The 13,122-nt window shown below is 60.8% G+C and carries 12 protein-coding genes; 3 read left to right on the plus strand and 9 right to left on the minus strand.

Annotation, left to right across the window (positions count from 1 at the left end; all coding sequences use genetic code 11):
- Positions 1 to 5: 5 nt before the first annotated feature.
- The 6 genes from AB4N73_RS02905 to gcl form a co-directional block, all read right to left on the minus strand.
- Positions 6 to 920 (minus strand): urea transporter, encoded by a 915-nt coding sequence (locus AB4N73_RS02905; RefSeq protein ID WP_252869021.1) that lies wholly within the window; start codon positions 918 to 920, stop codon positions 6 to 8.
- 145 nt (positions 921 to 1,065) lie between these two features.
- Positions 1,066 to 2,481 carry a pyruvate kinase gene (gene pyk, locus AB4N73_RS02910; protein WP_095180738.1) on the minus strand — a complete coding sequence of 472 codons (1,416 nt, stop codon included), beginning with the start codon at positions 2,479 to 2,481 and terminating at the stop codon, positions 1,066 to 1,068.
- Positions 2,478 to 3,752 (minus strand): glycerate kinase type-2 family protein, encoded by a 1,275-nt coding sequence (locus AB4N73_RS02915; RefSeq protein WP_457263951.1) that lies wholly within the window; start codon positions 3,750 to 3,752, stop codon positions 2,478 to 2,480. The genes pyk and AB4N73_RS02915 overlap by 4 nt, the downstream gene beginning before the upstream one ends.
- Positions 3,753 to 3,906: 154 nt before the next feature.
- Positions 3,907 to 4,800, minus strand: coding sequence for a 2-hydroxy-3-oxopropionate reductase (locus AB4N73_RS02920; protein ID WP_016771028.1), 894 nt, complete (start codon positions 4,798 to 4,800; stop codon positions 3,907 to 3,909).
- A 162-nt stretch (positions 4,801 to 4,962) separates the two neighbouring features.
- Positions 4,963 to 5,745, minus strand: coding sequence for a hydroxypyruvate isomerase (gene hyi / locus AB4N73_RS02925; RefSeq protein WP_056783872.1), 783 nt, complete (start codon positions 5,743 to 5,745; stop codon positions 4,963 to 4,965).
- A gap of 179 nt (positions 5,746 to 5,924) precedes the next feature.
- Positions 5,925 to 7,700, minus strand: coding sequence for a glyoxylate carboligase (gcl, locus tag AB4N73_RS02930; protein ID WP_041479607.1), 1,776 nt, complete (start codon positions 7,698 to 7,700; stop codon positions 5,925 to 5,927).
- Positions 7,701 to 7,968: 268 nt separating this feature from the next.
- Between gcl and AB4N73_RS02935 the strand changes: the two genes are divergently transcribed.
- Together AB4N73_RS02935 and AB4N73_RS02940 are read left to right on the plus strand one after the other, a co-directional pair.
- Entirely contained in the window at positions 7,969 to 8,409 is a 441-nt protein-coding gene (locus tag AB4N73_RS02935) for a GlcG/HbpS family heme-binding protein (RefSeq protein WP_460142901.1), read from the plus strand.
- 212 nt (positions 8,410 to 8,621) lie between these two features.
- Positions 8,622 to 9,080 carry an REP-associated tyrosine transposase gene (locus AB4N73_RS02940; RefSeq protein ID WP_460142902.1) on the plus strand — a complete coding sequence of 153 codons (459 nt, stop codon included), beginning with the start codon at positions 8,622 to 8,624 and terminating at the stop codon, positions 9,078 to 9,080.
- Positions 9,081 to 9,182: 102 nt separating this feature from the next.
- On the opposite strand, the gene AB4N73_RS02945 is transcribed toward AB4N73_RS02940, so the two are convergent.
- Positions 9,183 to 9,791, minus strand: coding sequence for a TetR/AcrR family transcriptional regulator (locus AB4N73_RS02945; RefSeq protein WP_041479604.1), 609 nt, complete (start codon positions 9,789 to 9,791; stop codon positions 9,183 to 9,185).
- Positions 9,792 to 9,926: 135 nt separating this feature from the next.
- Between AB4N73_RS02945 and AB4N73_RS02950 the strand changes: the two genes are divergently transcribed.
- Positions 9,927 to 10,841 (plus strand): DUF808 domain-containing protein, encoded by a 915-nt coding sequence (locus AB4N73_RS02950; protein WP_310215026.1) that lies wholly within the window; start codon positions 9,927 to 9,929, stop codon positions 10,839 to 10,841.
- 127 nt (positions 10,842 to 10,968) lie between these two features.
- Here the strand turns inward: AB4N73_RS02950 and AB4N73_RS02955 are convergent, their stop codons facing one another.
- Complete coding sequence (locus AB4N73_RS02955) at positions 10,969 to 11,757, minus strand: MlaA family lipoprotein (RefSeq protein WP_041479602.1); 789 nt, start codon at positions 11,755 to 11,757, stop codon at positions 10,969 to 10,971.
- On the minus strand, positions 11,750 to 13,048 hold the full coding sequence (locus AB4N73_RS02960) for a serine/threonine protein kinase (protein ID WP_258707793.1): 1,299 nt from the start codon (positions 13,046 to 13,048) through the stop codon (positions 11,750 to 11,752). The genes AB4N73_RS02955 and AB4N73_RS02960 overlap by 8 nt, the downstream gene beginning before the upstream one ends.
- Between the last annotated feature and the right edge of the window lie 74 nt (positions 13,049 to 13,122).

Consider the following 13,122-nt stretch of genomic DNA (forward strand, 5'->3'; position numbering starts at 1 on the left):
GAAGATCAGCGCAGCCTAGGGTGATTCTCCTCGTGAGCGCAAGACTCATGCGCGAGCGAAGCTTTGCCAAGCATTTGAATGCCAGCCCGGATCAACCAGCAGGCGAGGATGAACGGCGCGGTCAGCGTGGCCAGCCCGAGGGCGGCAAACAGCGGCGTCACCAGCAAGGCCAGGACAATGGCGAGCAGCGGCAGCCACGGATTTTGTCGCTGAGCGCTGAAGGCGAGGGCGGCGAGTACGGCGTTGTAGCCACCGAGGCCGAGCAGTGCGGCGGACGTGTCGTGGTGCAGTAGACTCGAGCCGAGGCCGATCGCCGACGCCAGCAGCGCCCAGCAGAACGCGCGGCGATCGGCGAGCAGCAAGCCGCTGGCGATCAACGCCCCGGCCAATGGATGGTCGAGAAACATCACCTGGCCGAATCCGCGCAGTTCAGCGGCCAGCAGATTTGTCGTGTTCAGGTCGACCGATGCCGCCGGCGCGGACGGCTCGGCGAACATCAGCAGCACCCAGCTGAGCGCCACGAACGGCGAGGTATACGCCGGTATGGCGCGACTGCGGTACACGTGTTTGAGCCATTGCTGAGTAAGCATCGCGCTCAAGCCACCGGCTGCAAGAATCAACGGCGGCAGCAGTGGCGACCAAGGGAAATACAGGCTCAGCAGCAGGCCGAGCAGCACGCCGTTGTAGCTGAACAACCCGGCCTGGCGATCGGCCTTGGCGTAGTTGCGCCGCTGCGCGGTGAGCAGACCGGCAACGCCACCGAGCAGCGCCCCGGCGAACAGCACCGGCGCCGTCAGCAGAATCGCCAACAGACACAGCAGGCCGCACAGCGGATGGCGCTGGAAGAAAATCTGACTGAAACCGTTGAGCAAAGCCTCGGCCCAGTCGGGGCAGTGGGTGTTGAAGTGATTGGCAGGCATGGCAGTTCTGAAAGTCAGGGAAACCGAGGTGCCTGCTTCGCGAGCAAGCTCGCTCCCACATGGATCTGCGTCCAGTCATTGAGTTTGTGGTGCACACAAATCAACTGTGGGAGCGAGCCTGCTCGCGAAGAGGCCGGTACAGGCGCTAAATCAACGTCTCAATGCGCAGCGAATTGGTCGACCCCGGCTGCCCGAACGGCACGCCAGCAGTGATCAGCAGCGTGTCGCCACGCTCGGCCATGCCTTGCGCCTGAGCAATCTCCAGCGCGGTCGAGCAGACTTCGTCGACCTGACGCAGGCGATCGTTGACTACCGAATGAATGCCCCACGCCACGCTCAAGCGCCGCGCCGTTTGCAGGTTCGGCGTCAGATTGAGGATCGGTGCTTTCGGCCGTTCCCGGGATGCGCGCAACGTCGAGGCGCCGGACTCGCTGTAATTGACCAGCACCGCCACCGGCAGCACGTTGCTGATCCGGCGGATCGCACAGCTGATCGCATCGGAAACCGTCGCCTCGGCTTTCGGTCGGCTGACGTCAAGCTGGGTCTGATAATCCGGGCCGTTCTCAACTTGACGGATGATCTTGCTCATCATCTGCACGGCTTCCAGCGGGTATTCGCCGGACGCGGTCTCCGCCGAGAGCATCACCGCATCGGCGCCTTCGGCTACGGCGTTGGCGACGTCAGTCACCTCGGCACGGGTTGGGGCAGGGGAGAAGCGCATTGACTCGAGCATCTGCGTCGCCACCACCACCGGTTTGCCCAGCGCGCGGCAGGTGGTGATGATGTTTTTCTGAATCTGCGGCACGCTCTCCGCCGGCACTTCCACACCAAGATCGCCGCGCGCGACCATGATCGCGTCGCTCAACTCAGCAATCTCACGTAGTTGCTCGACCGCTGAAGGCTTCTCGATTTTCGCCATCAGAAACGCCTTGTCGCCGATCAATGCGCGGGCTTCGACAATGTCCTGCGGGCGCTGTACGAACGACAGCGCGACCCAGTCCACACCCAATTCCAGGCCGAAGCTCAAATCGCGGCGATCCTTGGCGGTCAGCGGGCTGAGGTCGAGCACCGCTTGCGGCACATTCACGCCTTTGCGATCGGACAGTTCGCCGCCGTTGAGCACGCTGGTGTCGATCGCATCGGCGTACTTGGTGACCACGCGCAGGCGCAGCTTGCCGTCGTCGAGCAGCAGGTCCATGCCCGCTTCCAGCGCGGCAATGATTTCCGGATGCGGCAGGTTGACCCGGCGCTCATCGCCCGGTGTCGCATCGAGATCCAAGCGGAACGCCTGACCGCGATGCAACTGCACCTTGCCGTCAGCGAACTTGCCCACACGCAGTTTCGGCCCTTGCAGGTCCATCAGAATGCCCAGCGGATAGTTGAGCTGGCGCTCGACTTCGCGGATCCATTGATAGCGCTTGGCGTGGTCGGCGTGATCGCCATGGCTGAAATTCAGCCGGAAGATGTTGACCCCGGCCTCGACCAGCTCGCGGATGTCGTCGATACCGTCGACCGCAGGGCCGAGGGTGGCGAGGATTTTGACCTTTTTATCAGGCGTCATGATTTGCAGTTCTCAAGGATCAGAATGGCGCGGAAGTCGTTGACGTTAGTGCGGGTCGGCTCGGTGACGATCAGCGCATCGAGCGCCTGGAAGTAGCCATAGCCGTTGTTGTTATCCAGCTCGTCGCTGGCGCTCAGACCCAGTGCGGCGGCGCGGGCGTAGCTGTCCGGAGTCATGATTGCGCCGGCGTTGTCTTCCGAGCCGTCGATGCCATCGGTGTCGCCGGCCAGCGCGTAGACGCCGGGCTGGCCCTTGAGGCTGTCGGTCAGGCTGAGGAGGAATTCGGCGTTACGCCCGCCACGGCCATTGCCGCGCACGGTTACCGTGGTCTCACCGCCAGAAAGAATCACGCACGGCGTCGCCAGTGGCTGGCCGTGATTGATGATCTGTCGGGCGATGCCGGCGTGGACTTTCGCCACTTCGCGGGATTCGCCTTCGAGATCGCCGAGAATCAAGGTGCTGAAACCGGCCTGACGGCACTTCACCGCCGCCGCGTCCAGCGATTGCTGCGGGCGGGCGATCAACTGGAAGTGGCTGCGCGCCAGGGACGGGTCGCCGGGTTTGACGGTTTCCGATTCCGGACTTTGCAGCCAGGTGCGCACGGAGGCGGGAATGTCGATGCCGTAGCGCTTGATGATCGCCAGTGCTTCGGCCGAAGTGCTCGGGTCGGCCACGGTCGGGCCGGACGCAATGACGGTGGCGAGGTCGCCCGGCACATCGGAAATCGCGTAGGTGTAAACCGTCGCCGGCCAGCAGGCCTTGCCGAGGCGGCCGCCCTTGATCGCCGAGAGGTGCTTGCGCACGCAGTTCATCTCGCCGATGGTCGCACCGGATTTGAGCAGGGCTTTGTTGATCGACTGCTTGTCAGCGAGGGTGATGCCTTCGGCCGGCAGGGCGAGCAAGGCAGAGCCGCCGCCGGAGAGCAGGAAGATCACGCGGTCGTCTTCAGTCAGGTTGCTGACCAGTTCCAGCACACGTTTGGCCACGGCCAGACCGGCGGCGTCCGGCACCGGGTGCGCGGCTTCGACCACTTCGATTTTTTCGCACGGGGCGCCGTGACCGTAGCGGGTCACCACCAGACCGGTGACTTCACCCTCCCAGCAGCGCTCGACCACTTGCGCCATGGCGGCAGCGGCTTTGCCGGCACCGATGACGATAACCCGACCCGTGCGATCGGCAGGCAAATGGGCTTCGAGGACTTGGTTCGGATGGGCCGCGTCGATGGCTGTGGCAAACAGCTCGCGCAGCAGTTGTTGCGGATCGACCGACATGGCGGGCTCCCGGAATTCTTGTTATTCGAAAGGGCGACTCAGGTCCCTTGTGGGAGCGAGCCTGCTCGCGAACGCGGTATGTCAGCCAACATGGATGTTGAATGTGAAGCCGCTTTCGCGAGCAGGCTCGCTCCCACAGGGTTTTGTGCAGGCTTTATTTATTGTCGCGAATCGAGAAATTGGCCATGTGCTCCAGGCCCTTGATCAGCGCCGAGTGGTCCCAGTTGCTGCCGCCGATGGCCGCGCAGGTGCTGAATACCTGCTGGGCATTGGCGGTGTTCGGCAGGTTGATGTTCAGTTCCTTGGCGCCTTGAAGGGCCAGGTTCAGGTCCTTCTGGTGCAGGCTGATGCGGAAGCCCGGGTCGAAGGTACCTTTGATCATGCGCTCGCCGTGCACTTCGAGGATCTTCGAAGAAGCGAAACCGCCCATCAGCGCTTCACGCACCTTGGCCGGATCGGCACCGTTTTTCGAGGCGAACAGCAGGGCTTCGGCTACGGCCTGGATGTTCAGCGCGACGATGATCTGGTTCGCCACTTTGGCGGTCTGGCCGTCGCCATTGCCACCAACCAGGGTGATGTTCTTGCCCATGGCCTGGAACAGCGGCAGGGCGCGTTCGAAGGCATCGGCGTCGCCACCGACCATGATGCTCAGGGTTGCGGCCTTGGCGCCGACTTCACCGCCGGAAACCGGAGCGTCGAGGTACTGCGCGCCTTTCTCGTTGATTTTGGCGGCGAAGGCTTTGGTGGCGGTCGGCGAAATCGAGCTCATGTCGATCACGACTTTGCCCTTGCCGATACCGGCCGCGACGCCGTCGGCGCGGAACAGCACGTCATCGACCTGCGGGGTATCCGGAACCATGACGATGATGAATTCGGCTTCCTGCGCCACTTCGCGCGGGTTGGCCAGGGCGACGGCGCCAGCGGCGACCAGATCGGCCGGGGCCGCGTCGTGGTGTTGCGACAGGAACAGGCTGTGACCGGCTTTCTGCAGGTTCGCCGCCATTGGGTGGCCCATGATGCCGGTGCCGATGAATCCGATTTTAGCCATGAGAAAATCCTCTTGTTTTTTTCGTGCTCAAGCAAATAGGGGAGCTGCTTTTCATGTGGGAGCGAGCCTGCTCGCGAATGCGGTGGAACATTCAATATCCGTGTTGACTGAACCACCGCATTCGCGAGCAGGCTCGCTCCCACAGGGGATTTGCTGTGTTTCTTAGATTGCGTTGTGTGATTTCAACCAACCCAGGCCCGCTTCGGTGGTGGTCAGCGGTTTGTATTCGCAACCGACCCAACCCTGATAACCGATGCGATCAAGGTGTTCGAACAGGAAGCGGTAGTTGATCTCACCAGTGCCCGGCTCGTTGCGCCCCGGGTTGTCCGCGAGTTGCACGTGGTTGATCTCGCCCAGGTGCGATTGCAGGGTGCGGGCCAGATCGCCTTCCATGATTTGCATGTGATAGATGTCGTATTGCAGGAACAGATTGGCGCTGCCGACCTGCTCGCGAATCGACAGGGCCTGCGCCGTGTTGTTCAGGTAGAAACCTGGAATGTCGCGGGTGTTGATCGCTTCCATCACCAGTTTGATGCCCACCGCTTGCAGCTTGTCGGCGGCGTATTTGAGGTTGGCAACGAAGGTCTTTTCCACAGTGGCATCGTCAACGCCTTGCGGGCGGATACCGGCCAGGCAGTTGACCTGGGTGTTGCCCAGCACTTGTGCGTAGGCGATCGCCAGATCGACCCCGGCGCGGAACTCTTCGACCCGATCCGGCAGGCAAGCGATGCCACGCTCGCCCTTGGCCCAGTCACCGGCCGGCAGGTTGAACAGCACTTGGGTCAGCCCGTTGGCCTCGAGTTTTGCCTTGATTTCAGCCGAGCTGAAGTCGTACGGGAACAGGTATTCCACCCCACTGAAACCGGCCTTGGCGGCGGCGTCGAAACGGGCAAGGAAATCCTGTTCGGTGAACAGCATGGACAGGTTGGCTGCGAAACGCGGCATGGTGGTCTCCTAAAAACTGATGAGGCACGGTAGGTCAGACTGAACGCGATCAGTCCCCTCTCCTTGGGGAGAGGGTTAGGGTGAGGGGGAATCCTGAGTCAGATCCCGATTGTGCGAACACCGCAAAACCTTTCCCTCACCCCAGCCCTCTCCCAGAGGGGAGAGGGGGCTAAAAGCAATCAATCGAGCAACGAAATCGCCGTCGGCGCATCGTTGCCGACCAGTGCCAGGTCTTCGAACTCGTTGACCGCGTTGATCTCGGTACCCATGGAGATGTTGGTCACACGCTCCAGAATGATCTCGACGATCACCGGCACCTTGAACTCTTCGATCATCTGTTCGGCCTTGCGCAGGGCAGGGGCGATTTCCGACGGTTCGAACACACGCAGCGCCTTGCAGCCGAGACCTTCGGCGACTGCGATGTGGTCAACCCCGTAACCGTTGAGTTCCGGCGCATTCAGGTTATCGAAGGACAGCTGCACGCAGTAGTCCATTTCGAACCCGCGCTGGGCCTGACGGATCAGGCCCAGGTACGAGTTGTTCACCACGACGTGGATGTACGGCAGTTTGAACTGAGCGCCGACCGCCAGTTCTTCGATCATGAACTGGAAATCATAGTCCCCCGACAGGGCCACGACTTTCCGGCTCGGATCGGCCTTGACCACGCCCAGCGCCGCCGGAATGGTCCAGCCCAACGGGCCGGCCTGGCCACAGTTGATCCAGTGACGCGGCTTGTAGACGTGCAGGAACTGCGCGCCGGCAATCTGCGACAGACCAATGGTGCTGACGTAGCAGGTGTCCTTGCCGAACACCTGGTTCATTTCTTCGTAAACGCGCTGCGGTTTGACCGGCACGTTGTCGAAGTGGGTCTTGCGATGCAGGCTGGCCTTGCGCTGCTGGCAATCCTGCAGCCAGGCGCTGCGGTTCTTCAGCTTGCCGGCGGCTTGCCATTCACGGGCCACTTCGATGAACACGGTCAGCGCGGCAGCGGCGTCGGAAACGATGCCCAGATCCGGGGTGAACACGCGGCCGATCTGCGTGCCCTCGATGTCGACGTGAATGAACTTGCGGCCTTCGGTGTAGACATCCACCGAACCGGTGTGACGGTTGGCCCAACGGTTACCAATGCCCAGCACCACGTCGGATTTCAGCATGGTGGCGTTGCCGTAACGGTGCGAAGTCTGCAGACCGACCATGCCGACCATCAGCGGGTGATCGTCAGGGATGGTGCCCCAGCCCATCAGGGTCGGGATGACCGGAATGCCGGTCAGCTCGGCGAACTCGACCAGCAGGTCGCTGGCGTCGGCATTGATGATGCCGCCGCCGGCGACCAGCAATGGACGCTCGGCCTGATCCAGCAGCGCCAGAGCCTTCTCGACCTGTACGCGGGTTGCGGTCGGTTTGGCCAATGGCAGCGGTTGATAAGCGTCGATGTCGAATTCGATCTCGGCCATCTGCACGTCGAACGGCAGGTCGATCAGTACAGGGCCTGGACGGCCGGAGCGCATTTCATAGAAGGCTTTCTGAAACGCATAAGGCACCTGGCCCGGTTCGAGAACCGTGGTCGCCCACTTGGTGACTGGCTTGACGATGCTGGTGATGTCGACAGCCTGGAAATCTTCCTTGTGCATACGGGCGCGGGGTGCCTGACCGGTAATGCAGAGGATTGGAATCGAGTCAGCCGAGGCGCTGTAGAGCCCGGTGACCATATCGGTGCCGGCCGGGCCGGACGTGCCGATGCACACGCCGATATTGCCGGCCTTGGTGCGGGTGTAGCCCTCGGCCATGTGCGAGGCGCCTTCAACGTGGCGAGCAAGGACGTGATCGATGCCACCGACCTTCTGCAAGGCGGAGTACAGCGGGTTGATCGCTGCGCCCGGGATGCCAAAAGCGGTATCAACCCCTTCACGGCGCATCACCAGAACGGCGGCTTCGATTGCTCTCATTTTGCTCATGGTTTTGTGCCTCTTTACGTTTTGTAATTGTATACAAGTGGCTTTGCGCAGAGTGTATTCACGGCGGACGGCGCAGGTCAATCCATTTTCTCAAGCGGCTGTTTCATTCGTCGGAAGCCCGATGTGCTGTGGCTTTTCGTCGCATGTGGCGCTTTTCGAGAATTATTGTATACAAAAAAATAATTCATTGTGTTCTATTTGTGGCATCGGACTGCGGCACAAACGCGCGGTCCCACGACTTTCCCTATAACAAAATGAGGACGGCACCATGAGCGCTTTAACCTTGAAAGTCGCAGTCAACCTGGTCAGCGAAGCCATCAACGCTGGACGCGGCATCAACGCCGCACCGCTGACCATCGCGGTACTCGATAACGGCGGCCACCTGATCGCCCTGCAACGCGAAGACGGCGCCAGCCTGCTGCGCCCGGACATCGCCATCGGCAAAGCCTGGGGCGCCATCGCTCTCGGTAAGGGCTCACGCCTGCTCGCCCAGGACGCGCAACAACGCCCGGCGTTTTTTTCTTCGTTGAACAGCATGGGGCAGGGCAGCGTTGTGCCGGCCCCGGGTGGCGTGTTGATTCGCAACCAGGCCGGTGAGGTGCTGGGCGCGATCGGGGTCAGTGGGGATTTGTCGGATGTGGATGAGCAGGTGGCGATCAGAGCGGTGGAGGCGCTGGATTTGAGGGCGGATGGTGGGGTGGTTGGTTGAATGTCAGTGTCTGAATAACCGCTTTCGCGAGCAGGCTCGCTCCCCCATTGGATCAGGGTTGGACACAAAATGTCTGAACACCTGAAGCCCACTGTGGGAGCGAGCCTGCTCGCGAATACGATCTGCGCTACACATCTTGCTAAAAGTCTGACGCTCCCTTTGCCATCTCCACGGCTAGCCTTCTCATGATCAACATATGAGAAGGCAACGGAATGCCGGGTTTATCTGCTTCACATCGCTTGCGCATCGGACGCTATTCAGAACACAACCGCATTTACCTTCTGACCGCCAATACCGCCGGGAGAGAACCCGTATTCAGCGATTTCTTCCTGGGCAGATTGCTTGTAAACCAATTTCGGGCAGCTGAGGAAACGGGATTGGCCAATTCTCTGGCTTGGGTCGTAATGCCAGATCATTTTCACTGGCTGATTGAATTGAAGAGTGGCTCGCTCGGCGAATTGATGCAGCGAACTAAATCCCTCAGCACCAAAGCGGTAACGCTTTCGACCGGTAGAAAGTCCAGCCTTTGGCAACCTGGCTTCCATGACCGGGCACTGCGTAAAGAGGAGAATCTGGTGAAGATGGCTAGGTATGTCATTGCCAACCCATTGCGGGCAGGGCTGGTCAAAAGCCTTGGCGACTATCCGTTGTGGGATTCGATCTGGTTATGAGTTGAGATCTGCGTTGCGGCCATTCGCGAGCAGGCTCGCTCCCACAGGAGAATGCATTCCAAATGTGGGAGCGAGCCTGCTCGCGAAGCGGTTCCCCCGATCTCACCGATCCGGCTCACACCCCTTCAACACCAACCGGATAATCGTCTGCGCAGCCGCTTCATAATCGGCTTCATCCAGCTTGTCTTTTCCGGTCACCGCGGAAATCTGCCAGTCGAAGTCGGCGTAGGTCTGGGTCGCGGCCCAGATGCTGAACATCAGGTGGTTGGGATCGATCGGGGCGATCTGGCCGCGGTCGATCCAGCTCTGGATGCAGGCGATGTTGTGTTTGGCCTGGGCGTTGAGCTGCTCGACAAGATCAGCGCTCAGGTGTGGGGCGCCGTGCATGATTTCGCTGGCGAACACCTTGGAGGCGTAGGGCAGGTCGCGGGAGATGCGGATCTTCGAGCGGATGTAGCCGCTCAGCACTTCGCTCGGTACGCCGTCCGGGTTGAACGGGGTCGAGGCCTGCAGAATCGGCTCGATGATGCTTTCCAGCACCTCGCGATAGAGGTTTTCCTTGGATTTGAAGTAGTAGTAGACGTTGGGCTTGGGCAATCCCGCCTTGGCGGCGATGTCGCTGGTTTTGGTCGCCGCGAAGCCCTTGTCGGCAAACTCTTCGCTGGCGGCGCGCAGGATCAGTTCTTTGTTACGCTCGCGGATTGTGCTCATAAACCCGGTGGTTCCTTGCCTGTTCTGGCGGTGGCGCATGGTAGCACCGGCCTTGAGCGGCGCTCAACAATGCAGCCTGTGGCCGGCGGTCGCGTTATGCTTGGCAACATTCATACACAGAAGGAAACAGGATTCATGGCAGGAAGCAGTTTGCTGGTGCTGATCGATGACATCGCCACCGTTCTGGATGACGTTGCGTTGATGACCAAGATGGCCGCGAAGAAGACCGCCGGAGTGCTCGGTGATGATCTGGCGCTCAATGCCCAGCAGGTATCGGGCGTGCGCGCCGAGCGGGAAATTCCCGTGGTGTGGGCGGTGGCCAAGGGCTCGTTCGTCAACAAACTGATCCTCGTGCCGTCGGCGCTGGCAATCAGCGCCTTTGTGCCTTGGCTGGTGACGCCGCTGTTGATGGTCGGCGGCGCGTACCTGTGTTTCGAGGGTTTTGAAAAACTCGCGCACAAGTTTCTGCACAGCAAAGAGGAAGACGAGGCAGAACACGCACAGTTGACCGAAGCAGTGGCCGATCCGGCGACCGATCTGGTGGCGTACGAAAAGGACAAGATCAAAGGCGCGATCCGCACTGACTTCATTCTCTCGGCAGAAATCATTGCGATCACCCTCGGCACCGTGGCAGATGCCTCGCTGACCCAGCAAGTGGTCGTCATGTCCGGCATAGCCATTGTCATGACCGTGGGCGTTTACGGTTTGGTGGCGGGCATCGTCAAGCTCGACGACCTGGGGCTGTGGCTGACGCAGAAGCCCGGGCAGATGGCGAAAAAGATCGGCGGCGGCATTCTCAGCGCCGCGCCGTACATGATGAAAACCCTGTCGGTGGTTGGCACGGCAGCGATGTTCCTGGTCGGCGGCGGCATCCTGACCCATGGCGTGCCGGTGCTGCATCACTGGATCGAAGGTGTCGGCGCAGCGGCGGGCAGTGCCGGGTTTGCCGTACCGATGCTGCTCAATGGTGTTGCGGGGATTATTGCCGGTGCTGTGGTGTTGGCGGTGGTTTCGGTCGTAGGCAAGCTCTGGAAAGCGCTGAAGGGTTAGTCAGCAACACATAACAAATGTGGGAGCGAGCCTGCTTGCGAATGCGGTAGTTCAGTCAATATCGATGTTGACTGAAACTCCGCGTTCGCGAGCAGGCTCGCTCCCATAGTGTTTTGCGCCAGCCGATTTACTCGGCGATCTGCAACTTGCGCGCTTCGGTGTAGACGTACCGCACTTTCTCGTACTCGAACGGCGAGTTCATCTGGCCGTAGCGGAAGCTGGTCTGGTAGCGCTTGTCGATCGCACGCAAGGCCCAGACTTCCGGGTGGTTGGAGCTGACTTCCGCGACGTTGAGGAAGTTGATCGCGGTGTCGGCGGTGTAATCCACGGCCAGACCTGCGGTGTCGCGGATGTTCGACGGGCCGAAGATCGGCAGTACGAAGTAGGCGCCGCCCGGTACGCCGTAGAAGCCCAGAGTCTGCCCGAAGTCCTCGTTCTGGCGCGGCAGGCCCATGGCGGTTGCCGGATCCCACAGACCGGCGATGCCGATCGTGGTGTTGAGCAGCAGGCGCGCAGTGGTTTCCATCGAGCGCTGGCCCTTGAACTGCAGCAGGCTGTTGACCAGGTTCGGCACGTCACCAATGTTGTTGAAGAAGTTGCTCACCCCGGTACGCACGAAGCTTGGGGTGATGTAGCGATAGCCATCTACCACTGGCAAGAACACCCACTGGTCGAAGCGGTAGTTGAAGTGATAGACCCGGCGATTCCACGATTCCAGCGGGTCATAGACGTTCAGCGCATTGAGCGTGGAGCGTTCGAATTCGCGCTGATCCAGGCCCGGGTTGAACTTGAGTTTGGTCAGCGGCTGCTTGAAGCCGTCGCTGTCGACCACCACCGGTGCATCGGCTTTACTGTTGTCGGCCTGGGCCACGCCTGCACAGAGGAACGCTGCAATCAGCAGGAGATATTTAGCCACGGAAGAACTCCAGCATGGCGTCGCTGTTGACGCGATAGTTAAGGTTGCCGCAGTGGCCGCCCAGTGGATAAACGGTCAGGCGATCACCGAAGGTTTTCCGCAGGAAGCCCAGGTCGCCAGGGCCGAGGATGACGTCGTCGGCGTTGTGCATGACGGCGATTTTCGGGCTGTCGTGCAGGTAGTCCTTGAGCGCATACAGGCTGACCTGATCGATCAGTTGCAGCAGGCTGCCGCCGTCGGTGCGTGCGCGCCACATCGGAATAACCTGCTCGGTGATGTAGCAGTCGAAATCGCATTGCAGCGCACGCTTGAGGAACGGCGTGAGGCTGGTGCCTTCGGTGATCGGGAATTTCGGCGGGGTGATCAGGCCGCGACGGTTGACCAGGTCCGAGGTGTAGGCAATGTCGGCTGCAGAAAAGCGGAACGACGTGCCGATGAGCATGGCCATCTGTTCGTTGGTCAGGTGCTGTTTGGACTGCTGGAAGTCATACAGCAGCGCATCGTTGAGATCGATGTAGCCTTTCTGTTGGAAGTAACGGGTCAGCTTGGTCAGTACCAGTTCATAGAACGTGGTGCTGTTGTTGATGCCTTTCACCTCGGTCTGTACCAGCTTGTCGAGGTTGGTCACCGAGGTATAGAGGTTGACCGGCGGGTTCAGCAACAGGACTTTCTTGAAGTTGAAGCTGCGGCGCGTTTCGTCCAGATGCGCGACGAACGCGGCATCGAGGGCGCCGAGGCTGTAACCGGTCAGGTAATACTCGGTGACCGGCAGTTTCGGGTTCTGCGCCCGCACGGCCTGCATCACCCGGTACATGTCTTCGGCATCTTCCTTGGTCACGCCCGGCGTGGCGAAACGCGAGGCGGCGCTGATGAAGTCGAAGCTGGTCGGCGACGACAACTGCACGACATGGTAGCCGGCCTTGTAATACAGCTTTTTCAGGTATTCGTTGAGCGTGCTGTCAAAGCGCGCGCCGGTGCCGGCGATCAGGAAGATCAGCGGCGCAGGTTTGTCCTGCGTGGCGATGCGGTAGGTGAGTTTTTTGACTGCCCAGAAATTGTCCGGCAGCTGGAATTCACGCTCCGGGCGCAGGGTGAGGCTGCGGTCCGATTGATTGATGTCGTCGTCCAGCGGCAGCTCCGGACGCAGGTCCGGTGGTGTCGTGGCGATCGTCGCCTCGAACGGGTTGGTCAGCGGGTAGCCATAGCTGGCGGCGTCGATATCCACCGCCAGCGCGGACGCACTCAAGATAAGGCCGCTGAACAGCGCGGCGAAGCGCAAGGAACGGAGCATGACTAGATCCCTTAGAGGAAGGTGCCGATTGAAGTTCGCAGGCTATGACCACCGGCCGTGCGCCAAAGTGCCAT

This window comes from Pseudomonas sp. S3_B08, from assembly GCF_054667725.1.

Excerpts from the sequence above, each read along its gene's own strand:
- AB4N73_RS02940 (WP_460142902.1), top strand. The coding sequence starts at position 8,622 with ATGCCGGGTTTATCTGCTTCACATCGCTTGCGCATCGGACGCTATTCA.
- pyk (WP_095180738.1), bottom strand. The coding sequence starts at position 2,481 with ATGACGCCTGATAAAAAGGTCAAAATCCTCGCCACCCTCGGCCCTGCG.
- AB4N73_RS02905 (WP_252869021.1), bottom strand. The coding sequence starts at position 920 with ATGCCTGCCAATCACTTCAACACCCACTGCCCCGACTGGGCCGAGGCT.
- AB4N73_RS02915 (WP_457263951.1), bottom strand. The coding sequence starts at position 3,752 with ATGTCGGTCGATCCGCAACAACTGCTGCGCGAGCTGTTTGCCACAGCC.
- AB4N73_RS02935 (WP_460142901.1), top strand. The coding sequence starts at position 7,969 with ATGAGCGCTTTAACCTTGAAAGTCGCAGTCAACCTGGTCAGCGAAGCC.
- AB4N73_RS02960 (WP_258707793.1), bottom strand. The coding sequence starts at position 13,048 with ATGCTCCGTTCCTTGCGCTTCGCCGCGCTGTTCAGCGGCCTTATCTTG.
- AB4N73_RS02920 (WP_016771028.1), bottom strand. The coding sequence starts at position 4,800 with ATGGCTAAAATCGGATTCATCGGCACCGGCATCATGGGCCACCCAATG.
- AB4N73_RS02945 (WP_041479604.1), bottom strand. The coding sequence starts at position 9,791 with ATGAGCACAATCCGCGAGCGTAACAAAGAACTGATCCTGCGCGCCGCC.
- hyi (WP_056783872.1), bottom strand. The coding sequence starts at position 5,745 with ATGCCGCGTTTCGCAGCCAACCTGTCCATGCTGTTCACCGAACAGGAT.
- gcl (WP_041479607.1), bottom strand. The coding sequence starts at position 7,700 with ATGAGCAAAATGAGAGCAATCGAAGCCGCCGTTCTGGTGATGCGCCGT.
- AB4N73_RS02950 (WP_310215026.1), top strand. The coding sequence starts at position 9,927 with ATGGCAGGAAGCAGTTTGCTGGTGCTGATCGATGACATCGCCACCGTT.